The organism is Jatrophihabitans cynanchi (assembly GCF_027247405.1).
Lineage (GTDB): Bacteria > Actinomycetota > Actinomycetes > Mycobacteriales > Jatrophihabitantaceae > Jatrophihabitans_B > Jatrophihabitans_B cynanchi.
On the sequence record NZ_CP097463.1, the window covers coordinates 1267425 to 1290507 of the forward strand.

The 23083-nt window shown below is 67.8% G+C and carries 19 protein-coding genes; 9 read left to right on the plus strand and 10 right to left on the minus strand.

The window, feature by feature from the left end; all coding sequences use genetic code 11:
* Positions 1-31: 31 nt before the first annotated feature.
* The 7 genes from M6B22_RS06100 to M6B22_RS06130 all read right to left on the minus strand — a co-directional run bounded on the left by M6B22_RS06100 (position 32) and on the right by M6B22_RS06130 (position 7401).
* Positions 32-772 carry a maleate cis-trans isomerase family protein gene (locus tag M6B22_RS06100; RefSeq protein WP_269444884.1) on the minus strand — a complete coding sequence of 247 codons (741 nt, stop codon included), beginning with the start codon at positions 770-772 and terminating at the stop codon, positions 32-34.
* A gap of 1 nt (position 773) precedes the next feature.
* Entirely contained in the window at positions 774-2393 is a 1620-nt protein-coding gene (locus M6B22_RS06105) for an ATP-binding cassette domain-containing protein (protein ID WP_269444885.1), read from the minus strand.
* Positions 2394-2402: 9 nt separating this feature from the next.
* Complete coding sequence (locus M6B22_RS06110; RefSeq protein WP_269444886.1) at positions 2403-3476, minus strand: sugar ABC transporter substrate-binding protein; 1074 nt, start codon at positions 3474-3476, stop codon at positions 2403-2405.
* Positions 3477-3702: 226 nt separating this feature from the next.
* Positions 3703-4776 carry an ABC transporter permease gene (locus M6B22_RS06115; RefSeq protein WP_269444887.1) on the minus strand — a complete coding sequence of 358 codons (1074 nt, stop codon included), beginning with the start codon at positions 4774-4776 and terminating at the stop codon, positions 3703-3705.
* Positions 4773-5444, minus strand: a complete 672-nt coding sequence (locus M6B22_RS06120) for an isochorismatase family protein (protein WP_269444888.1) — start codon at positions 5442-5444, stop codon at positions 4773-4775. Before M6B22_RS06120 ends, M6B22_RS06115 begins: the two co-directional genes overlap by 4 nt.
* 35 nt (positions 5445-5479) lie before the next feature.
* Positions 5480-6691, minus strand: a complete 1212-nt coding sequence (locus tag M6B22_RS06125) for a CaiB/BaiF CoA transferase family protein (protein ID WP_269444889.1) — start codon at positions 6689-6691, stop codon at positions 5480-5482.
* The gene (locus M6B22_RS06130) at positions 6688-7401 is read right to left on the minus strand and encodes a GntR family transcriptional regulator (protein ID WP_269444890.1); all 714 of its coding nucleotides are present in this window, start codon (positions 7399-7401) and stop codon (positions 6688-6690) included. The genes M6B22_RS06125 and M6B22_RS06130 overlap by 4 nt, the downstream gene beginning before the upstream one ends.
* Before the next feature lie 90 nt (positions 7402-7491).
* Here M6B22_RS06130 and M6B22_RS06135 point away from each other — a divergent pair, with 90 nt between their 5' ends.
* From M6B22_RS06135 to M6B22_RS06150, 4 genes are all read left to right on the plus strand, one after another.
* Positions 7492-8424: a hydroxymethylglutaryl-CoA lyase gene (locus tag M6B22_RS06135; protein ID WP_407935654.1), complete on the plus strand. Its 933-nt coding sequence runs from the start codon at positions 7492-7494 to the stop codon at positions 8422-8424.
* Between the two features lie 6 nt (positions 8425-8430).
* Positions 8431-10107: an amidase gene (locus tag M6B22_RS06140; RefSeq protein ID WP_269444892.1), complete on the plus strand. Its 1677-nt coding sequence runs from the start codon at positions 8431-8433 to the stop codon at positions 10105-10107.
* 24 nt (positions 10108-10131) lie between these two features.
* On the plus strand, positions 10132-10878 hold the full coding sequence (locus M6B22_RS06145) for an SDR family NAD(P)-dependent oxidoreductase (RefSeq protein WP_269444893.1): 747 nt from the start codon (positions 10132-10134) through the stop codon (positions 10876-10878).
* Positions 10879-11240: 362 nt separating this feature from the next.
* Positions 11241-12254: a hypothetical protein gene (locus M6B22_RS06150; protein WP_269444894.1), complete on the plus strand. Its 1014-nt coding sequence runs from the start codon at positions 11241-11243 to the stop codon at positions 12252-12254.
* Positions 12255-12257: 3 nt separating this feature from the next.
* Here the strand turns inward: M6B22_RS06150 and M6B22_RS06155 are convergent, their stop codons facing one another.
* Entirely contained in the window at positions 12258-12674 is a 417-nt protein-coding gene (locus tag M6B22_RS06155; protein ID WP_269444895.1) for a type II toxin-antitoxin system VapC family toxin, read from the minus strand.
* The gene (locus M6B22_RS06160; protein ID WP_269444896.1) at positions 12671-12934 is read right to left on the minus strand and encodes a hypothetical protein; all 264 of its coding nucleotides are present in this window, start codon (positions 12932-12934) and stop codon (positions 12671-12673) included. Before M6B22_RS06160 ends, M6B22_RS06155 begins: the two co-directional genes overlap by 4 nt.
* 465 nt (positions 12935-13399) lie before the next feature.
* On the opposite strand from M6B22_RS06160, the gene M6B22_RS06165 reads away from it, so the two are divergent.
* On the plus strand, positions 13400-14737 hold the full coding sequence (locus M6B22_RS06165; RefSeq protein WP_269444897.1) for a tyrosine-type recombinase/integrase: 1338 nt from the start codon (positions 13400-13402) through the stop codon (positions 14735-14737).
* Between the two features lie 1293 nt (positions 14738-16030).
* On the opposite strand, the gene M6B22_RS06170 is transcribed toward M6B22_RS06165, so the two are convergent.
* Positions 16031-16543, minus strand: coding sequence for a DoxX family protein (locus tag M6B22_RS06170; RefSeq protein WP_269444898.1), 513 nt, complete (start codon positions 16541-16543; stop codon positions 16031-16033).
* 220 nt (positions 16544-16763) lie between these two features.
* Here M6B22_RS06170 and M6B22_RS06175 point away from each other — a divergent pair, with 220 nt between their 5' ends.
* The 4 genes from M6B22_RS06175 to M6B22_RS06190 all read left to right on the plus strand — a co-directional run bounded on the left by M6B22_RS06175 (position 16764) and on the right by M6B22_RS06190 (position 23016).
* Complete coding sequence (locus M6B22_RS06175) at positions 16764-18071, plus strand: FAD-dependent oxidoreductase (RefSeq protein ID WP_331459790.1); 1308 nt, start codon at positions 16764-16766, stop codon at positions 18069-18071.
* Between the two features lie 157 nt (positions 18072-18228).
* A complete protein-coding gene (locus M6B22_RS06180; protein WP_331459791.1) occupies positions 18229-20163 on the plus strand; it encodes an oxidoreductase in 1935 nt (644 codons plus the stop codon).
* A gap of 46 nt (positions 20164-20209) precedes the next feature.
* Positions 20210-21331, plus strand: a complete 1122-nt coding sequence (locus tag M6B22_RS06185; RefSeq protein ID WP_269444901.1) for an LLM class flavin-dependent oxidoreductase — start codon at positions 20210-20212, stop codon at positions 21329-21331.
* On the plus strand, positions 21328-23016 hold the full coding sequence (locus tag M6B22_RS06190) for an amidase (protein ID WP_269444902.1): 1689 nt from the start codon (positions 21328-21330) through the stop codon (positions 23014-23016). Before M6B22_RS06185 ends, M6B22_RS06190 begins: the two co-directional genes overlap by 4 nt.
* Positions 23017-23083 lie beyond the last annotated feature (67 nt).

Sequence of the window (23083 nt, forward strand, 5' to 3'; positions counted from 1 at the left end):
TCGACGCGGCTGCGGTCCGTCATGACACGCTTTAGTGTTCGAGCAGAAGCCGGCCGCAGCCGCGGATCTTGTCCTCGATTCCGTTGTCACGCAACGCCATCCACCAGGTCGCGGCATTGATCGCGATGACCGGTTTGCCCAACCAGCGCTCGGCCTCGTCGGCCAGGGAGACCATCGACAGGTTGGTCCCGCACTGGACGACGGCCTCCGCGTCGCCGTGCACGTCGAGGATCGCGCGTCGCAGCTCGTCCTCGGTCACTCCCGCGATCGACACCGCCGTGGGACACTTCAGGCCCTTGATCGCCACGACCTCGAATCCCAGGTCCTGGAAGAAGGTGACGACGTTGGCGTCCCCGACGGGCTGATAGGGCGTCACGACGCCTATGCGACGAACTCCGTACAACTTCAGTGCACGCTCGCATGCCTCGGCGCCGGTCGCCAGACCGAGGTGCGTCAGCTCGGTGATCTGCTGCGTGAAGCGGCGGTTGCCTTCCAGGCCACCCCAGAACGTCTCAGCGCTCATGCCCATGACGACGTAGTCGGGTTCGCAGGTCATCACGCGTTCGCATGCGGCGGCGATCTCGGCCCGTATCTGTACGAGCAGGTTCTCCATACCCGCGTCGTCGGCGATTCCCTGGTCACGGATATGTATTCGACTGACGTGTGCCGTCACTCCTGGCACCGACATCCGGTAGAAGTCCGGTTCGACAATCGTGTTGGTACTCGGTGCGATTACGGCGAACTTGCGCCGCCATCCGAGCGCGTCCGGCATGTCAACTCCTCTCTTCGTGTTCGTGCCCGGTCCGTGTACCTGCGGATTCGGAGAGTACGGCGGATATGCACGAATGCTTGGAGTCTCGGGCCGGGGCCAATTCGGCCGTGATGCGCCCTCGGTTCAGGACCAGCACCCGGTCTGCGGCGTCCCAGACCTCATCGACGTCCTGGGAGCAGATCATGACCGCGCAGCCGTCCCGCGCGGCCTGTCGGATCAGCCGGAAGATGTCGGCGCGTGCCGCGGCGTCGACCCCCGCGGTCGGCTCGTGCGCGCACAGGATTCGGGGCGACAGCGAAAGCGCACGCGCAACCAGCACCTTCTGCTGATTACCTCCGCTGAGGTAGGCGACCTGTCGCTGCGGGTCGGTGGGTCTGATGTCGTACGTGTCGATCTGCTCAGCGCAGGCTCGCGACAGCGCACGCGACCGTACCGGAGCAACGGCGCGCCAGCCACGGGTCGTGATCAGTTGGGTGATGGCGAGATTCTCCTCGGTCGAGAGCAGGCCGGCGATCCCATTGCGCAGCCGATCGCCCGGGATCAGCCCGATGCCGTGTCGGACGGCGCGCCCGGGCGTCAGACGGGCCAGATCGAAACTCATGTCGGCAACGGTCAACCGACCTGCCACAGGAACGGCGCCGACCGTCGCGTACGGCAGTGCGTCGACGCCCGAGTCGGCCAGTCCGGTGATCCCGAGCACCTCCCCGACGCGTCCCTGGATCGCAATGTCCTGGAAAAGGTCCGACTTCAACCGGAGAGAGAACCCGGGCGCCTCCGCAGGCGGGTCGTGGATGTCGCGTGCCTGCAGCACCGCGAGTTCGATGCCCATAGCCGCCTTCACCACACTGTCAGGGGAGATCTCGTCCCTCGACAGGCTCGCCACGACCTGACCGTCACGCAGGACGGTCACCTGATCACACAACGCGACGACCTCATCGATGCGGTGGCCGACGAACAGGACCCCCCACCCTTCATCACGTAGTCGATGTACTGCCGAGACCACCGCGCCCGAGTCGGCCGGGCCGAGCCGTGCCGTCACCTCGTCGAGGACCAGCACGCCCGGACCCGCCACGTCCGCGTCTTGCAGTTGGTGCAGTGCACGCGCGAACGCGACTACCGCCTTCTGGGCCTCGCTAAGATCCACCGCGCTCGAGCGGGGATCGACGTCGAGGCCCAGTCGGCTCAGCAATTCCCGCACGATCCGATCACCCGCGCGGGCGTCCACCCGGCCGCCGAATTTGGTCGGGCTGCTGCACACCAGCACGTTCTCTGTGATGCTGAGCGCCGGCGCGATGCCCAAGTCCTGGTGCACGACGCCGATGCGTGCCTTGGCCAGCTCGGAGGCGGTGATCGGCTGGTGCAGGCTTCGATGCTGTGCCCGCACCTGCGTGCCCGCCTCCGGCCGGTACACGCCAGTGATGATCTTCACGACGCTCGACTTGCCGGATCCGTTCTGACCGACCAGGCCGTGGACACTGCCGCCAGCGACCGCTAGCGATACACCGCGCAGGGCACGGGTAGCCCCGAAGCGGATCGATGCGTCGCGGACCTCGAGCAGTGCCGCGTCAGCAGCCGTGGCTGCGCCCATCACGGGCGTGCTCGACGCGGCCTGCCCGGGCACGAGGCTCGTTCAGCCACCCAGACCCCACAGGGACTTGAAGCCGCTCTCCATCTCCTGGTTCAGCGACTCGGCGCCGTACCAATCCTGTGACGCCGCGGCGGTGAGGGTCAGCGTCAGGCTCTTGACGTTGTCAGGGGTAAAGGCTCGGAGCGGAATGTTCTCGACGACCGGGTCGTTGCCGGTCATGAGGCGGAACGCCTGATCCGCATATGCCCACGCCTGCCAGCCCATGTCGCTGCCGACATCCACGACCACGTGATTGCCCGAGGCCAGGTCCTTCATCTCCGGCAGGTTGGCGTTCTGGGTGATGATCGGAATGTCCTTGCCGGCGAGCGCCGGGAGAATGAACGGCGTCATGCTGTCGAACGCGACCACGATGTAGTTGATGTCCGGGTGCGCGGCCAGTTGGGACCGGACATCGGCCTGCAACTGGGTAGACCACTGCGCGATCGGAACGTTGATCACCGTCGAGGTGCAGGTCGAGCAGTTCGCCTTCAGCGCGTTGACCGCTGCGTCGAGCATCAGCTTGCCCTGCTGGACCTCCAGCGTGGACACGCCCAGGATGTTCGCCTTGCCGTTGGACAGCGACACGACGGCGTTACCGAAGACCTTGCCCTCATCGGATGCTGCGTTGGCCACGACAGCGGCGGCCCCGTCCGGCACCGGGCTGTCGGGGTCGAGGATGTCACCTTCGATGACCGGGATGCCTGCGGCCTTGGCCTGCTTCATCTGACTGCCGATGATCGACGGCCCCGGGCCGTCGGCGATGATCACACCCGCGTGCGCCCCGATCGCCTGCAACATGCAGCGAGTGATGTCGGTGGGGTTGCCCTTGCCGTCGCACACGTTCAGCTTGACGTTCGCGGTCGCCAGCGCGATCTTCAGCTGGCCACCGACGATGTGGAAGAACGAGTCGGAGTAGTCCAGCGGGATATACCACACCGTCTTGCCCGCAAGTCCGGTTGCATCGATCTTCGGTCCGGGTGCGGTGAAGCCGGAGACCTGCTGCTGTGCCTGTTTGAACGCGGCAGTCGCGGCATCGACCGCGCTGTTGGCCGAGGACGACGACCCGGCGGTCGTCACCGAGCCTGCCGGGCTATTGCTGGACGCAGTCGTGCCTGGACTCGTCGTGCCTGGGCTCCCGGAGGAGCTGCAGCCGGTGACCAGGGCCGCGGTCGCGAGGACGACTGCGGCGACAGCCAGGTAGCGGCGGGTTGCGCTCCGCTGGCCCACCATAGGGGGGGCTGCGCAGGGATGCGGCTGAGACATGTGGTTCCTCCGTTACGCGAAGAGATGGAAGAGGTGCGGGTTAGTCCTTGCTGCCGGTGAGCCGGCGTCGAACGAGAGTGAACCCGGCGACCGCGAGAACGAGCGCGGCGCCGTAGAACACGTCTGCCGCCCAACCAGTGGCGCCGAGGATCTGCAGTCCGACGATGCCCGTGGTCAGGAAGTAGATTGCTGCGACGGTGCCCCAGGCGTTGAATCGCCCGATCGTGAAGACCACCGTGCTGAAGAAGGCTGCCGCGAAGGCGGGCAGCAACTGCGTCTCGGACAGCCCGGGGCTGATGCCTCCCTGGCTTGCGAGCGCGACGATTCCCGACAGCGCCGCGAGCAGCGACCCGGCCAGGTAGGCACCGAGCCGGATACGGTGCGTCTTGATTCCGACGAGGACGGCGGCGGCCCGCGACTGGCCGGCGAAGGTCATCTGCCTGCCGATGGGACTGGCCTGTAGTACATAGGCGACGACGAGGGCGACCACGATGATGTACAGCACGGAGATCTGGATGCCGAAGTAGAGGTGCGTGAACGCATCGGTGAAGCCGGAACTGACCCCGGACAGGGTCTGGGAATTGCTGACCGCCAGCGCGACACCGTCGAGCAAGGTAGCCATACCCAGCGTCATGATGATCGAGTTGAGGTTCAACACGACGACGAGGACCGCGTTCACGACGCCCACCGCGCACGCCGCAGCAACCGCGAGAACGATGCCGGCCCACAGCGGCCAGCCGTCCATGACCGTCACCGTTGCCACGATCGTCGACACCAGACCGGAGTTCGCGGCCACCGACAGGTCGTAGTCGCCCACCACCAACGTCGGCACGATGGCGATCGCCAGGATCACCAGGGAGCTTTGGGAGTTGAGGATCGCCTGGACCGTACCGGTGGTCCAGAAGGTGTGCGGACGCAACCCGGCGAAGATCGCTATCATCAGCGCCCACGGGACGAAGATCACCAGGCGATGCAGGCCCAGACTGCTCACGACCTTGCGGGTGGGCGCGACCGGTTCGGAGTTGGTGCGGCTGCCGCCGGTGTGGTCGGCCTCACGCTGCTGCTCGACGGGTGCTTCGTGACCCGGCGAATCGAGGCTGCTCTCGCTCTTCATGATTCGTCCTCGATCTGGCCCTGTAACCTCGGCCCTAGTGCGCTGAGCGCTTGGGCGAGACTGATGACGTCGGCGTACTTGGCGTTCAGGTCATACAGGTTGGCGCGCTGCCGTTCGGCGCTGGTGTCGGCGACCGCGTCGGCGACCACGACGGCCGCGAACTCGTGCTGCACCGCGTCCACCGCCGTGGCCCGTACACACCCGCTGGTGGAAAAGCCCACGATCACCACGGTGTCTGCGGACAGCGCGGACAGCCGTGCGGCCAGGTTGGTACCGAAGAAGGCGCTCGCGTATGACTTGGTAATGACCGGTTCGCCGGTGGGAGCGATTGCGGGGGCGATCTCGGCCAGCGGGCTGCCGGAGTTGAACACCGACAGTGCGGGGACCTTGCGCGCGAAGACGGGCGCGTCGATCTGTGCCCCGTTCGGATAGCTCACCGTCGTGTAGATGATCGGAATCCCCGTCGTTCGGGCGGCCGCGATGAGGTCGGCCATCGCTTTGACCGCGGCGGGCCCGCTGTCGAGCCGCAACGGGGAGTCCGCGTCGAGGTAGGCGCGCGCGGCGTCGACGACGAGCACGACCGGCCGCCGCCCGAACCCCGCGGCGCCACCGAACCCGGACTCCTGGGTACGCAACGGCTGCTCCGGCGCTCGCGAGTCGCCGGTCATCGGACCGTCACCCTTGTTCGGCACGTACTCATACGTCAGATCACCCCTTGCTCGGCGAGCGAGGTCAGGTCGGAGTCGGATAGGCCCAGCAGGCCCTTGAGAACCTCGTCGTTGTGGGCGCCCAGGCGTGGGCCGACCCATCGCACGGTGCCCGGCGTCTGCGACAGCCGCGGACTCACGTTCTGCATCGGGAACTCGCCCAGGTCCGGGTGCGTAATCCGGATGATCGCGCGCCGAGCGGCGAAATGGGCGTCCGAGAGCATGTCCTGGGCGGTGTAGACGCGGCCGGCCGGCACGCCTGCCCGGTGCAACGTCTGCAGCAGCGTGTCCGCATCCGCCTGCGCGGTCCAGTCCATGATCAGCTGATCGAGTTCCTCCTGGTTGGCCCCACGCGCGCCGTGCGTCGCGAATCGCTCGTCCGCCGACAACTCCGGGCTGCCCATGGCGGCACACAGCCGGCCGAACACCGCGTCCTGGTTGGCGGCGATCAGCAGCGACGTGCCATTCCGCGTCGGGTAGACGTTGCTGGGTGCCACGTTCGGGAGGATTGCGCCCGTCCGTTCCCGCTGGTAACCGGCGATCTCCCACTCCGGGACGAGCGACTCCATCATCGCGAGGACCGCTTCGTACAGCGCGGTGTCAACCACCTGCCCGCGTCCGGTCCGTTCCCGCGCATGGAGCGCTATCAGCGCGCCCAGCGCGGCGAATGTGCCGGCGAGCGAGTCTCCGATCGAGATGCCGCACCGCGACGGCGGTTCGTCCGGGGTACCCGTGACGTAGCGCAGCCCACCCATCGCCTCGCCGATGGAGCCGAAGCCGGCCCGCTCGGAGTAGGGGCCGTCCTGGCCGTACCCGGTGACCCGGACCATCACCAGCCGCGGATTGATCGCAGACAGTTCGTCGTAGCCCAGCCCCCAGCGTTCCATCGTGCCGGGCCGGAAGTTCTCCACCAGCACGTCGGCCTCGGCGACCAGCTTGCGGACGAGTTCCTGTCCCGCTGCGGAGCGTAGGTTGCAGGTGACCGACTTCTTGTTGCGGGCCACGATCGGCCACCACAGGCTGGCTCCGTCGAACTTCTCTCGTCCCCACGCCCGCATCGGGTCTCCGCGTCGTGGCTCCTCCAGTTTGATGACCTCCGCACCGAAGTCGCCCAGGAGTTGGCCACAGAATGGGCCGGCCAGCAGCTGGCCGGCCTCCAGGACCCGGATGTCCGACAGCGGCCCGGAGCTGTTGTGCTGGCTGCTCATCTCCAGGCACCGCCGAACTCGCTGGGGGCAGCGCGGAACTCGCCACGTCCGTCCACCACGTCGCCCGCCTCCGCGTCGCGCGCCCTGCGCAACGACGCGTGCGCGGCACTGACGTGCGAGTGCATCACGGCCTCGGCCCATCGCCCGTCGTTCGCGCGCAGCGCGGCGACGATCTCGCGGTGATGGGCGAAGCTGCGGGTGAGCTCGTCGGGTGTGTAGTGACGGAAGCTGTGGGTGACCAGGGGCACTCGGATGACTCCGCCGAGCAGCGCCACGAGGTAGCGGTTTCCCGAACTCTCATGAAGCTGACCGTGGAACTCCAGGTTCAGCCGGGAGATCGTGGCGAAGTCGGTGTCCTGTTTGCCGTACAGCTCGTGCTCGATCTGGTCGCACAACTGCTCGAGATGGTCGATCTGCGCGCAGTCAATTCGTGCCGCGGCCTCGCGGCACGCGTAGCCCTCCAGCATGCCGCGCAGCTCATAGATCTGGTCGAGGTCGCGACTGCTGCACTCGGTCACAAGCGCCCCGCGGTTCGGCTGGAGTTCGACCAGCCCTTCGGCGTGCATCCGCTGCAACGCCTGCCGAACCGGTGTGCGACTGGTCCCCAGGGACGTCGCCAACGCCTCCTCGCGCAGCCGGGACCCGGCCGGGTACCGGCCTGTCAGCAGTCCGGTGAGCAGGTCTTGGTAGATCGCCTCGCTAGCAGCCACGACTCTCCTGTTGTATACAAAACCATGCGAGCGCGGCTAGCATCACACGGTGATCGCTGGTCGTCAAGGTCTTTCGGAACATGATCTCGTATACAAGTATGGGGAGCGTTTGTGACTGTCGTCGATATCGTCGAAGTAGGACCGCGGGACGGCCTGCAGAACGAGTCCCGCGCGCTACCGGCACAGGTGCGCGCCGAACTCGTCGAGCGCCTCGTCGGCGCCGGGCTGCGCCGGATCGAGGCGTGCTCCTTCGTGAACCCGCGGCGCGTGCCCCAGATGGCTGACGCCGAGCAGGTCATGCAGGCCGTGCCCAGGGCGGCGGGGGTGTCCTACCTCGGGCTGGTGCTGAATGAGCGCGGCTACCACCGTGCCGTCGCCTGCGGCGTCGACGAGATCAACGTGGTGGTCGTGGCCACGGACACGTTCAGCCGCCGCAACCAGGGGGTTGACACCGCCGCGGCCATCGATGCGTGGCTGGCGATCAGCGAATGGGCCCGGCGTGACGGGGTGATCGCCACGGTGACCATAGCGGCGGCCTTCGGCTGTCCGTTCGAGGGCGATGTGCCCGAGGAGCGGATAGTCGACATCGGCCGGCGGGTGTCGGCCGGGCACCCTGCCGAGATCAGCCTGGCCGACACGATCGGGGTCGCCGTACCGGCCCAGGTGGAACGGCTATTCGCCGCGGTCCGTGAGACGAACGCCGAAGTTGCCCTCCGCGCGCACTTTCACAACACGCGCAACACCGGATACGCCAATGCGATTGCCGCGCTCGGGGCGGGCGTCACACGGCTGGACGCGAGTGTGGGCGGCATCGGGGGATGCCCGTTCGCCCCCCAGGCGACTGGCAACATCGCCACCGAGGATCTGGCCTGGATGCTGTCGCGTTCAGGATACGAGCCGTCGGTCGACCTCGCGGGCCTGATCAGCACACGAGTATGGATCGAAGAACAACTCGGAACGTCGGCACCGGCGACGCAGGGCCGCGTGGACCCGTTCCCCCGGGCCACGCCGGAACGCGGGTGACGCGTCGTGGCCGACGTGCCGAGGACGATTGCCGAAGCCGCTGCCCAGCTTCGCGCCGGTGCGGTCAGCAGTAGCGAGTTGACCGCTGCGGCCCTTCGCCGCGCGAAGGCGCTGGATCCCGAATTGGGCGCCTACGCCCGGCGCTTCGACGACGAGGCGCTCGCCGCCGCTGAACGCGCCGATCGCGAACTTGCCGCCGGTCACGATCGGGGCTCCCTGCACGGCATCCCGGTCGCGGTCAAGGACGTGATCGCGAGCCGGGAGGGGCCGACGGGCGCGCAGAGCCGGGCGGTCGAGCCTTCGTGCTGGCTCGGGCGCGACGCACCCGTGGTGCGGCGGCTCCGGCGCGCCGGCGCGGTCATCACCGGCAAACTGACCACGATGGAGTTCGCGATCGGCATGCCCGATCACGACGCTCCGTTCCCCTTCCCCCGCAATCCGTGGGATGTGAACACCTGGCCGGGCGGATCGAGTTCCGGTGCCGCGATCGCGACCGCTGCGGGGCTGATCTTCGCCGGACTGGGCACGGACACCGGCGGCAGCATCCGTATCCCCGCGGCGTTCTGCGGCGTCACTGGCCTGATGCCGACCCTCGGCCGGGTACCGACGTCCGGGGTCTTCCCCCTCGGTTACAGCCTCGATCGGGTGGGCCCGATCGCCCGTAGCGCCCGGGACTGCGCGACAGTGCTCGCGGCGATCGCCGGCCCCGACCCGAGCGACACCTCATCGAGCACGCAGTCGGTGCCGGACTTCGGCGCCCAGCTTGATCGCGACCTGGTGGGACTGCGCATCGGCGTCGCCAGGCCGGACGTCGGCACAGTTGAGCAGGATCGCGCGGTTGCCCCACAGTTCGAGGCGGTGGCGAACACCCTGGCGCAGGCCGGCGCCAGGGTCCAGGCCGTGCGACTTCCGTACTACGCCGAAGGGCTTGCCGCGGCCAGGATCACCATGTTGGTCGAGGCGCTCACCTACCACCGGGCCAACCTCGCCGCGCGACCGGACGACTATGCGCCAAGCACCAGGTACGTCATCGCGCAGGGCAGTCTGATCCCGGCAGCGGACTACGTCCAGGCCCAGCGGGTGCGTCGTGCCGTGCAGACCGCGCTGACCGAGACGTTTCAGCAGGTGGACGCGGTCATTATGCCGACCTGTGCCACCGGTGCGCCGGAGTACTCCGGCCTCCTCGGCCGGGTGAACGCCATCGCGGACGTGATGGAGGCCGTGTTCACCACCTACTGGAACGCGGTGGCGCATCCGGTGGTCGCGCTCCCAATGGGCTTCACCGCCGCCGGGCTGCCGCTGTCGGTGCAGGTCGCGGGCAGACCGTTCGAGGAGGCCACCGTCCTCCGCGTGGCGGATGCCGTCCAACAACGCACGGACTGGCACTTACGAGTCCCCTCGCCGCTGCCCGTCGACAGGCATCCAGTGGCTGCGCCGAAGACCACGGCGGCCGTGGCCGGACCCGACGGCAGTGCGCACGCGGCTGTACGGTCGGCGCTGGCGCGGATGGGGGTGTCACTGCCCGACGCAGAGAAGGAGCTGCTCGCGAACGATGTTGGGCCGTTGGCTGCGATGGTCGAGTCTCTGCGCAGCCTCGATGCTGCCGAGGACCACACGCCGGCACTCGAGTTTCAGACCCGTCCCAGCCGATCGAGATGGTGGTGTGATGAACCGACACAGTAGGCGCCGCACTGGTGGTGGCGCCCGATGAGCGCTGTACTCGTCGCCGGCGGGGCTACCGGAATCGGAGCCGCCGCCGTACGTACGCTCCGGCGCCGCGGCGACCAGGTGGTGCTCGCGGACATCAACGCGGCAGCGGCCGAGGCACTGCTTCGCCAGGATGATCACGGCCCGGCATGGTTCGTCCCCAGCGATTTCGCCGATCCCGGCGCGGCCGCCGCGGTGGTCGACGCCGCTCTCGCGCGTACCGGCGGTGTGCTCGACGTCGTCTTCTACAACGCGGGGATCCTCGAAGCGCACGACCTCGGCGACTGGACGGTGCAGGCGTGGGCTCGCTCCCTGCAGGTCAACCTCTCGACACCGTTTCACCTCGTCCAATCTGCCACGCCGGCCCTGCGCCGCAGCGATGCCGGCCGGGTCATCCTGACCTCGTCGACGGGCGCCTTCCGCGGGCACGGCGGGCTGCACGCCTATCACGCGACCAAGGCGGGCCTGCTCGGTCTGGTCCGCGGGCTGGCCGACGAACTCGGCCCGGACAGGATCACCGTCAACGCAGTGTGCCCAGGCTGGATCGACACGCCGTTCAACGAGCCCTTCTGGAACCAGCAGCCAGACCCCGACGCGGCACGCCGGGCACTGGAGGCCTCGATCCCACTACGTCGGCAAGGACTGCCGGACGACGTGACTGGCCTCATCGTCTTCCTTGCCTCCGACGCCTCCGCGTACATCACCGGACAGGCGCTCATAGTCGACGGAGGCTACACGGCAGTCTGATCAAGGCCAGGGGTACACGACGGGCATGCACGCATTTGCAGGCCTACGGTGCCGAGGCGTTCAAGCCATCTCGCTACCAATTCCAGGCCGAGGTTCTTGGCGGAAGACGGATCCTACGACGGTGCCGGCCAACACTGCACGGCGAGCCAGTTGGACGCGTGCAATCGCACATCGGCATGACCGGCGGTAACGCATGCGTCCGGATCTGGCCTTGAGCGGCCCGCTCGCCAGTGGCGCATCACCGTCCGAGCCGTCCTGACGATACCCGTGTCGAGACAGAGGACGCGGATATCGTTAACTCGACGCTCGAGCAGACATCGCGCTCGACGAGGTGCAGTTCGGCGAGTCGGGAGGTCACCCTGATGGGCGAGGGTGAGAGCCGCAAGACCAAGCGCGCGCGGGCGGCGAAGGAACGGGCCCGGGAGACGCACGCCAGGCTGATCGTCCAACGCCAAGGAGATCCGCGGTTCGTGCACCAGACGAGGACCGAGACCGGTCGCACCATCCACCTCCGCCCGCAGGAGATCGAACTTTTGCGGCGACAGCGCGAGAGCTTCGTCGCGAAGTTCGGTCGCGAACCCACCGGCGACGATCCGCTCTTCTTCGATCCAGACCAGGACGTGCCGGTGGCCCTGGATGAGGAGGCGATGTTCGCCGAGTTGTACGCCGCGACGAAGCGGGCCGGTGTCGACACGGCGTTCATCCAGGCGTGGCACGAGGTCGGTTACCTGATCACCGACGACAACCGGCACCTGTTCAGCGCACACGAGATCGAGGCCTACGAAGACGCGGTACACCGCGCATGGGACCGCGCCGAGGCCGACCCGGACGGTGAGAGCCTCAAGGACGACGACGCCGACCGGGGCCATGTGATCGACCTGAGCGAGGAGAGGGTGAGTGCCGCGCGCGAGAGCGTCCTCGAGCGTCTCGGGCTGCACGACGAGCAGACGATCGCGATGGCGCGCACCTCGCTTGCGGGCCAGATCGGCCGCGTTATCCGTCACGGCCGCGATGAGGACGGTGACCCCTTCGCCGAGGTCGAGATCATCGGAACGTCGATCTACCGACCGGTCGAGAGCGACTCCGTCGAGGAGCACGTCGAGAACGTCGCATCGACACTGCGGGAGGAGTCGCTCGACTGGCTCGACGGCAAGCGCCGCCACCACGTCGACAGCACCCGGATGCCGGCCCTGGCTGACTTCATCGCCCTGGGCACGGATGCGCAGCTCATCGCGTGGGTCCAGACCAACTCGATGGCGAAACGACCTTATAGTCATCGGTCATCGCGGCGAGTCGGCCGTGGGGAACGCCGTCACGACGAATCCTCTGGCCTGCGGGCCGGCGAACACGCGCAACGCGCAGCCTGCGGAAGCTGACCGTCATGAGGGCAGCAGTGTGAACGCGGGAATGTGGCGTGGCCGCACGGCTCGGAAGTGACGGTGGTCCAGCGTGATGATCTCGTGCAGCTTGAGCCGCTCGGCGAGTGCGATCACGGACGCGTCGACGGTGCCGAGCGGGAAGTCGGCGTACTGACGAACGAGCTCAGCCGTCCGGGTGAGATCCGCTTTCGTGAGCGGGAGCAGCTTGAACGCGCCGGCTGCGACGGAGTCCAGGAACTCCGCTTCGGCCGTCGGCTCGTTCTCGAGCAGCCAGCACACCTCGACCAGTACCGTCGTCGGCAACAGCGGTGTCCCGGTCAGCGACCCGAAGAACTCGACGCAGCGCCGGTGGTGCGTGTCGTTGCGGCTGAGCAGAGCGACCAGCGGACCTGTGTCGACGATCGTCGCGTCGGTCACGAGGAGCGGGCGAGCCGTTCGCGGATCAACTCGTCATGACGCACCGCCGCATCGGACGGGCCGGTCCGCCAAATCCCAGCCAGCGCGAGCAGCCGCTGCCGGGCCCCGGGCGCGTCGGCGGATTGATCTGACGGAGCGCCGGCCAACAGCTCGTGCAGCTCGGGGTCGGCTTCGGCGAACACGCGAAGACGCTGCACCTGCTCCGGCGAGAGCCGGTCGACAAGCCGGTGCAGCTCCTCATAGTCCCGCGCCGCGGCCACACAGGCAGTCTAATCCGGCTTCCAAGCCCCGGCCGGCAGCGCGATTCCACGCGAGCCGCCAGCCGCCTAACGCGTCACGCCGCCTGGCTTCACCATCACACGACCGAAGCCGCTACTCGAACCTAACGCATCCACACTGCCTACGGTCAGGGTCGACGAGGGGTCGCTCGTGCCGTTTCGTTCGCGGCCAGGATCGGTCGAAGCAATGCAGGCCCGGAAATCTGGGCATTCAAGTGGAGCTGAGGGGACTCGAACCCCTGACCCCCACACTGCCAGCGGGGTGTCAACGGTTCAGCTACTCCTTGTGTCTTCGGGCCGTCGGGTTACGATGAGCCTTATTTTACTGCGGATATGCGGTGCCGGCGATGCCATCTGATGTCGGCTCGTATCACCGCGTGACGGCGGGTCGTAGGGTCAAATCAGGGTCCAGCCGAAACCACACCGCCGAGGCTCATGGAGGTGCTCGTGGGGCAGTCACGTAAGCGGGTCGGCCGCGACGGCAAGGCCCGCTACACCGCCTACTACGACGACGTCACCGGCCGGCGCCGCTCAGCCGGCACCTTCGCCTCCCGCCGGGAGGCGGACCGGGCCTGGCAGCGGGCCGAGGCCAACACCGCGCAGGGCCGGCACAGCGATGCCGGCCGCGGCCGGCAGTCGTTCGCCCGCTACGTGGAAGACGAGTGGTTCCCCAACCATTCGATCGAACTGACTACCCGGCAGAACTACCGCTACGTCTTGGACAAGCACATCCTGCCGACCTTCGGCGGGTACAAGATGATCGCCATCCTGCCTGCGGACGTGCGGACCTGGGTCACGCATTTGAAGGACCAGGGAGTCAAGCCGGCAACGATCAAATACTGCCTGTCAGTGCTGTCGGCGATCTTCACCACCGCGCTGAACGACCAGATCACCAGCCTGCACCCGTGCGCCGGCATCAAAGCCCCGACCGTGCCGCCGGCAACACGGCGGATCATCACCCCCGAGCAGTACGCGCGCATCCACACCGCCCTCCCCAACCAGGAGATGCGGCTGCTGGTCGAGACCGACATCGAGACCGGGCTGCGCTGGGGCGAACTCGTCGAACTGCGCGTCCGCGACCTACGCCTGGACGCCAACGCGCTGATCGTGTCCCGGGTCGTGATCGAGATCGCCGCCAAATTCCACCCCAACGGCGGCCGGTTCCTGATCAAGGAGTACCCGAAAGACAAAGCACCGCGCCGCGTCGGGCTCTCCACCCACGTCCGGGACCTGCTCGCCGGCCACATCAGCGGCAAGACGCCTGACGATCTGCTCTTCGCCGCACCCGCCCGGGACCGGCGACACGAACCCGACCCGCTCCGCGACCCGGCCGGCCTAGGCAGCACCGAGCCGAACGCGGGCGGCAAGACGTACCGGCACGGCACCCTGACCGCCTACAACATGGGCCCGTGCCGCTGCCAACACTGCAAAGACGCGTACGCCAGCTACCGCGCCCAGCGGCGTGCGAGTGGCGCCGACAGATCCCGAGCCGCGGACCCCTCATCCCCCGGTGAGGCGGATCCACACATCTCGCGCTCCTGGTTCCGCCAACAAATCTGGGTGCCCGCCCTCACCCAAGCGGGCCTCGGCTTCCACGTGCGCGTGCACGACCTGCGCCACGCCCACGCCTCCTGGCTGCTCGCCGGCGGCGCCGACCTGCAAGCCGTCAAAGACCGAATGGGCCACGCCCGACTCACCACCACCGAGCAGTACCTACACTCCCTCCCCCACGCCGACGCCGCCGCCATCGCCGCCCTCGACCACATCCGCAAACGAACACCCTGACCGGCACGCCAACCCCAACCGAGATCAAATCGCAGACGAGAATCTGCGGCGTCAGGAAGGCCCACCAACCCCTTCGCAGACGAGGCGAGACCATGGTGAGCCGACGGCTGCGGGGCCGATACCGGCACATACAACCCGGCCGTCTTGAATCCAAGGCGTACGGCGCCCCGCCCGATTCGCGCGACCGCGCACATTTCGATCAGTTAGTCGTCCTCAGCCGCGGACCGGTCGCCTCGGCAGACACCCCCACAGAGGCTCACGAACCCTGCCAACGCCATCCACGCCGGAACAGCCGAACCGGACACGCATAGCACCGACGCACAGCAGACCGCCACCAGCACCGATCAGACCTTCAATCACGCCCGCCCACGCCCGCCCGCGGCCTTGAGCGGACAGCCTCAACGGACGCAACGCGGCGTGAGCGGACACGTATGTCACCGACACAAGTGGCCATCGAAGCGGATGCATGAGGATGTGGGTCCACCAACGCGCAGGCGCAGCATGTCACAGAACAATCCGCCGTTCGAGATCGACATCGCTCGAGCTATCGGCCAGTCAGGACCACCGCGATGATCATCGGCGGCCGAACCGCGAAGCCCTTGGCGGCTGTAACGGCACCACTGATCGCGAACGAGACGAATGCCGACTGCGCGAAGGCGCCGAAGCCGGCCGCCAGAGCCGCGCGACCAGGGACGGGGGCACAACCGACTGGTCAACCGGCTGTGCGAACGGTCTACCCACCGTCCCGGACGGGATCGGGGCGAACGCAGAGAGCAAGGCCGAGTGCGGCTACCGCGGCGAAACCGAACACACCGCGCCAGCTGATCACTACCACGATCGGCACGGCCAAGCCAGTTGTGAAGCCCAGTCCCGGGCGGGCGGCCACCTGCTTCAGGCCCAGCGCCGTGCCGTGTCGGGGAAACACTCAGACGATCACCGATGAACAGGTCAGCCGGTTAGGCGATCGCTATCGCCAACCCGGCGGCCATCGCGAATGGAAGTAGTAGCAACCAGTTGCGGGCCTCTGCCGTGTCGGCGAACGAGACCGCCGAGACGAGGAGCCCGAGCCGCATGCCCGCCGTCGCTCCTACCCGCTGGCAGACAACTCCGGCTGCCATCGAACAGAGCTCCCCCACGCCGAACGCGATGGAGATAGCGGCCCCAGTGCCACGTTGCCGAACCGGAGATCGTGACGCATGTGCGGCGCCATCGTCCCGATCAGGACAAATGGCACGGTCGCGAGGGCCTGCGCGCTCGCTGTCCGCGCGATCGCCCGCGCCTTCGCGCCGGGCACTACTGCGGTTCGGGTTCAGCCTGCGGACGCCAGGACGTAGCCACGGTCAGGCCCGCTCCGCCGAAGCCAAGACCGACGCAGGTCAAGATCGCACCGAATCCGCTCAGCGGTAGGTCGACGGCGTGGTCAATCGACAGATATCCGGCACCAACACCGGCGAGCGCCACGGCCACGATCGAGATCATCAGGACGTATTCGTAGCCCTCGCCGGGCCGGAAGATGAAAAAGCCGTTCCGGAGATGATTCGTCGTCAGGGCCACGACCATCGTCCCGAGCACTCCGCCACAGGCGAGGGGCGTCAGGGCTCCCGCCAGAAGCAAGGCGCCGCAGCCGAGTTCGCTCACGCTCGCCACCCACGCGTGGACCAATGGGGGTCGCATGCCGATCGATGCGAACCAGCGCGCGGTCCCGGCGATCTTGCCGCCGCCGAAAACGTGGTTCCACCCGTGTGCCAGCATCGTCAGCCCGAGCGTCGCGCGGAGCAGGACGGCCGCGACGTCAAGGGAGTGCATTGCGCCTCCTCACAGCAACCAGTCCGGCTGCGGTTACAACTATATTACAAATACCAGACTGTTGGCTGTTGACCCGATGCGCTGATCCACAAGGTGATCGCTTGGCTCCCGGAGCGCATCAAAACGCTAAGATCGCTTGCCGGTAAATGTCTAGTATTATAACCTCGGATCTATGGTAGCTGAAACCTTGAGAGTCGATTTTCTGGTCGTAGGTGGCGGAATGGCTGGACTCACGGCCGCGGCCCGTGCGAGCGCAGCCGGCTGCCAAGTGGCTTTGGTGGAGAAGGCGCAACACACCGGCGGCTCTGCGGCGATGTCCGGTGGCGTTCTGTGGCAGCCGGCGAGCCGGGACCTGCTCAGAGCCGTCGATCCTTCGGGCGAGGCCGAGCTGGTCGACGTCTTCTTCGACCGCTTCCCCGAGGCGCTGGCCTGGGTTCGAGCCACCGGAGTCGAGGTGGGCGATCGGACCGGCGTGCTCGGCTACGGGGTCGGGCAGATCATCGACATCATCGGCTACCTCCGCGCCTGCGAGCGACAGGTTCGCAGCTCCGGCGGCTGGGTGGTGACCGGGGCGTCGGTGGACCGGCTTGTCCTTGACGGCGACGCCGTCACTGGCGCGGTCGTGACCGATCGCGACGGTACGTACGTCGTCGAGGCGAAGTCGGTCCTGCTCGCGACCGGCGGGTTCCAGGGCGACCCCGGTCGACGACGCCAGTACCTCGGTTCGGCGGCCGAGACGATGCTGCTGCGCTCGAACCCGGTCAGCGCGGGTGACGGGCTGCGCCTCGGCCTCGCGGCGGGTGCGGCTACGTCCGAGCACATGAACGGCTTCTACGGGCACCTGATGATCTCGCCACTGTCGGCGCTCCACGAAGCAGACTTCGTCCGCCTGTCCCAGTGGTACTGCACGCACAGCATCGTAGTCAATCTCCAGGGCGAACGGATCACCGACGAGTCCCGCGGTTACGCCCTGTGTGCCCAAGCTGCGATCGCGCAGCCCGAACCGAGAGTCGCGGTGTTGTTCGACGAGCGAGTTCGCTCCACCCTTGCTGTCGGCTCTACCGGCGTGCAAGGCCTGGAGGTGGTCGATCGGCTCGCGGAGGCCCAGCGGGTCGGTGGTCGTATTGCCCAGGCCGACACATGGGAGGCGCTCGCCCAGATGATCGGTGAGTGGGGCTTCGATGGGAGTCGAAGTATGCAGACGGTCGAGACCTTCAACTTGGCCCTGGGATCGGACGAGGTGCTCTCGCCACCCCGGGACCGCTATCGAACGGCGCTCGACGAGGGGCCGTTCTTCGCCGTCGAGGCCCAGCCGGCGATCACCTTCTCGATGGGCGGCCTGCGGATCGACAAGGACGCGCGCGTACTTCGAGCCGATGGACAGGCCATCGATGGCCTCCTTGCCGCCGGTGCGGACAGCGGAGGAACCTTCGCCCACGGTTACGGCGGCGGCCTTGCCCTCGGCTCGGTGTTCGGGACGGTCGCGGCCGAGCACGCGGTTCGGCGGGCCGGACGAGTGTCGGCCTGAGACGGATCGTCGATCCTCGTTTTCCGCGCCCCGCCACGACCAGGAGAAGGTGAACAGTTTGTCGGCTGATACGCAGGAAACGTCTGATCCCACCGAACCGACGACACCGGCCGCATATCGGCGGCTGTTCGAACCGCTGACGGTCGGAAACTTCACCGTGCGCAACCGCATCGTGAACACGACCCACAGCACCGCACTGCCGGAACAACGCGAGCTGCGCTATCTGATCGAGCGGGCCCGTGGTGGAGTGGGCATGATCGGCCTGTTCGGCAGCGAGGGATCGGCGAACTACACCGTCGGCCACGGGCCGGCCCAGCGAACCCCGGACTGGGACCAGAAGCCGCTGCCTCCGCTCACCGACGCGGGCATCGCGTACTACGACGATCTCATCATCCCTCGGCTGGCAAAGCGGGCGAGCGCTCTCGCCGCGGAGGGCGCACGCACCTTTTCGCAGGTCTACCACCTGGGGGCCGCTCCGCACGCCCTGCGTACCGAACCGCCGGTGGGGCCGTCGGCCGTTCCCGATCCCTACGATGCGTTCGTACCGCACCCGCTGAGCGAGTCGGAGATCGGGGATCTGATCGCGGCGTTCGCACACAGCATCCGCCGGGTACGCGACGCGGGCGTCGACGCCGCGGAGATCCACGGAGCCCACGGCTACCTGATCACCCAGTTCCTGTCGCCGTACTTCAACCGCCGGACCGACCAGTGGGGCGGCGAGCGCCCCAATCGAGTTCGCCTTCTGATCGCCATCATCGAAGCGGCACGCGAGTACGTGGGCTCCTATCCGATCGGAGTACGGCTCGGTGTCGACGGAGACGGATCCGGCCGCGGTCTCTCCGTCGAGGAGCTGGCCGCCATCGCGGCGCTGATAGCTCCCCACGTCGCGTACATCAGCGTGTCGGGTGGCAACTACTCCGGGTTCGGCACTGGTTACGAGCTTGCCTACGTGAGCCCGTGGTACCGCGAGCCGGCCCACAACGTCGCTGCCGCGGCTGCAGTACGCAAGGCAGTCGATGTGCCCGTGATCGTCACCGGGCGCATCGCCGACCCTTCTGTCGCTGAAGGCATCCTGGCGGACGGCTCCGCCGATATGGTCGGCATGGTCCGCGCGCTCATCGCCGATCCGGACCTGCCGAACAAGGTTCGGGCGGGACAGCCCGAGCGCGTGCGGATGTGTCTCGGACTCTCCGAGTGTCATCACATCGGTTCGCACCGCACCCCGATGACGTGCGCGGTCAATGCGGCCGCGGCGCGCGAGGACGAACTGGAGCCGGTCGCGGCGGCCCGACCCAAGACCGTCGTCGTCATCGGCGCCGGACCGGCCGGCATGGAAGCCGCACGGGTCGCGGCCCTGCGCGGGCACACGGTCTACCTCGCCGATCGAGCCCGGTCCATCGGCGGGACGCCGCGGCTGCTGGCCAACGACGCCAACCGTCGCAACCTTCGTGATCAGGCCGCGTTCTTCGAGGGCGAGCTGGCTCGCCTCGGCGTTCAGCTGATGCTCGGAAACGACGTCTCGGCCGAGGAGATCGTCGAGTTCGAACCCGATGCCGTCGTCGTGGCAACCGGCGGCACCGCGCTGATCCCGGAGCTACCTGGCCTGAGCGCGGCCACCGCGATCACCGCGACGATGGCGCTCGACGGCAGTGTCACCCTCGCCGATCGTGTCGTCGTCGTCTGCGGGTTGGACCCCGATATCGCCGGAGCGACCCTCGCCGAGTTCGCCGCGGACCGCGGCTGTGAGGTCGAGCTGATCTCCGAACACCTGGACTTCGCGAAGAACGCCGAGGACGCCACCCGGCTGACGCTCTTCGACCGGCTCGTTCGCAAAGGAGTTCGCGTCTCGAACTGCCACCGTCTCCTCTCGATCGGATCAGGCCACGTTCAGCTTCAGCACTCACTCACCGGCGAGATCCGCGTTGTCCCCGATGCGCAGGCACTGCTCGCGTGCGGGCTCACGCCGAATGACGCGCTGGCGCGCGCGCTCGAAGGACGAGTACCTGAGCTATACGTCGTCGGAGACGCGCTCGCTCCGCGCCGCATCATGCACGCGACGCTCGAAGGAGCGCGGGTCGGGCGAGAGCTGTAGTACGAACGGCGCGCCGCCCGCAGCATCGAAAGATCGGAGTCGACACATGAGCGACGTGACGCGGCCGCGAGGACGTCCTCGCTTCGGCCTGGCCTACCACCTGCAGAATCCGTCCCGCTGGCGCCGGGCGCCCGAGGACCTGTACCACGAGTCGATCGAGCACGCCGCCTGGGCCGAGACGATCGGCTTCGACTCGATCTGGGTGAGCGAGCACCACTTCGAGCCGGACGGCTATGTGTCGTCTCCCTTGATCTTTCTTGCCGGAGTGGCGACGTGCACCTCCCGGATCCGGCTGGCCTCGAACGTCATCGTGGCCCCCCTGCACCATCCACTGCGACTCGCGGAGGACGCCGCCGCCCTGTCGATCCAGTCGAAAGGCCGCTTCGACCTCGGAGTCGCGGTGGGGTACCGCGACGAGGAGTTCCGCGCCTTCGGGCAACCGTTCCACCGGCGGGGCCAGCTGACCGAATCCCATATCGCCCGGCTGCGAGGTGCTTGGGCGGGCCAGCAGGTTTCGGTGGACGATGCCTTCCCGGACGGACCGGCCGTGACCGTCACACCGATCCCGACCAAGCCGCCGAGGATCCTGCTCGGGGGGAAGGCGCCCCGCGCGATCGAACGCGCGGCGCGGATCGCAGATGCCTATCTCCCGCCCGCGCGACCGGGACGCGCGCGGCAATTCTTCGACGAGTATCTGGACGCCATCGAGCGCGTCGGCCGGGACCGTACGGCTGCGCAGATGATGTGCACCGTGCCGGCGGTCATCAGCGCCGATCCCGAGCGCACGTTGGCCACCGTCGGCGAGCACCTGTTGTACTACGTGAACAACTACATCAAGCTCGGCGCCTTCGCCGAGCCCGCGCCGTTCACCCAGCCCTCCGACCTCATCACGGCCGGCTACCTCGAGCTCTGGGACCCGGATACCGCGGTCCGCGAACTCACCGCGCTGCTGGGTGGCTATCCCGCGATCAGTGACGTCCGCTGGTGGGCGCAGTTCCCCGGAGAGCCGTTCGAGCAGGCATACGAACGAGCCGAGTTCTTCGCCAACCACATCAGGCCGAGAGTGGACGCCGCGTTCGAGCATCTTCGGGTCGACCGGATCGAGGATGATCGGCGGGCCGGCGAGCCCGGCTGCGGGACGGCGCGCTCGAGCGGACGACAGCCGTGAGCCGGGACCCGCAGTTGCCGCCGCGCACCATCGTCGATGCCGTCGAGGCGTTGCGATCGGGCGCCACGACGAGCGTGGACCTCGTCCGGACCGCCATCGAAGCCAGCGAGAGCAACAACGCTCGGCTCGCTGCCTTGGTCGAGCTCTATCGAGAGTCCGCCCTGGAAGCGGCGATCGAGGCCGACCGGGTGCTGGATCGCGCTGGACGCGCGGCGCCGATCCTCACCGGCATCCCCCTCGGGATCAAGGACATAATCACCACGCGGGAAGGGCCGACCACGGCCGAGAGCGACGCCTCCGGCGCCACTTCGCTGGCCGGTGACGCGACCGCAGTCCGCCGGCTTCGCTCGGCCGGCGGCATCATCATGGGCAAGACGGCCACGATGGAGTTCGCGTTCGGTATGCCCGACGAGCCGCGCGGCCGAGTACTTGCACGCAACCCGTGGAACGTCGAGAAGTGGGCGGGTGGATCGAGTTCCGGCTCGGCCAGCGGTATTCAGGCCGGCATGTTCCTCGGTGCGCTCGGCACCGACACCGCCGGCAGCATTCGGCTGCCGGCCGCCTTCTGCGGCATCTCCGGGCTGAAACCCACGTTCGGTCGCGTCCCCACGTCCGGTTGCCTACCGCTCGCCTACTCGCTGGATCACATCGGCCCGATGGCTCGAAGCGCCGCGGACTGCGCGCTACTTCTACGCACGCTCGCCGGACCCGACGGGCACGACCCGCAGGGTACCGACCAGCCCGTCGAGGACTACCTCGCCGGACTTTCCGGCGACCTGACCGGCATCCGAGTCGGCGTGATCGAGGCGGGAGCCGCGAACGACGCGGAACCTCAGCACGCCGTCGCCTTCCGCGAGTCGCTTCGTCAGTTCCAGTCGCTCGGCGCGCGGCTGGTCGACGTTCAGCTTCCCTCCTTCGTCGAGGCGTCCACCGCCACGATGACCACGTTGATCGCCGAGGCCGCTGCGGAGCACGCCGAAGGGCTGACATCCCAGTACCTGGCGTACGGGCGATCGCTGCGGTCGCGGCTACTGACGTCTGCTTTCTTGTCCGCGACCGACTACATCCAGGCGCAAAGAGTTCGCCGCGTGGCGCAACTGCAGCTCGCGCGGGTCTACGACGACGTGGATCTCATCGTCCTACCCACATCGATCTTCGCGGCCTTCGACTGCGCGCAGCTGTCCGCGCGCGACGAGGTGGATCTCAAGAGTTCGACGGGCATCCCGACGGCGTACTGGAACGCGGTCGGAAATCCGGTGCTGTCGATTCCGATCGGTTTTGCCCGAAACGGCTTGCCGCTCGGCTTACAGATCGCCGGTCGGCCCTTCGACGAACGCCTCGTCCTGCGGGCCGGTGACGCGTTCCAGCGGATCACGCGCTGGCACCTCGAAACACCGACATCGCTACCCACCGGTTCGGTGCCCGAGCCGGCCGATCCGGGACCACGCGGTCACGCCGGCGAGCACCCCCGATCAGCTGACATGAGTCCGCCGACGGACCGGGGCTCGACGGCTTCGACCGTGGTACGTGGCTTGTTGGCGATGGCTGATCTCACGCCGCCCGAGCTCGAGTTCGCGAACGCCGTAGCTCGGTTCGGCCAGACGCGCGAGGACGTCCGAAGTGTTCGAGTTCTGGGGAGCGCGTCCGCAACCGTACCGGCTACCCGCTTCTCGGCGGTTCCGTGACGCCGCCGACGCCGTCCTGGGCCGGCGGACACGCTGCGAACCTTCGCTCATCACCGTGCCTACAGAA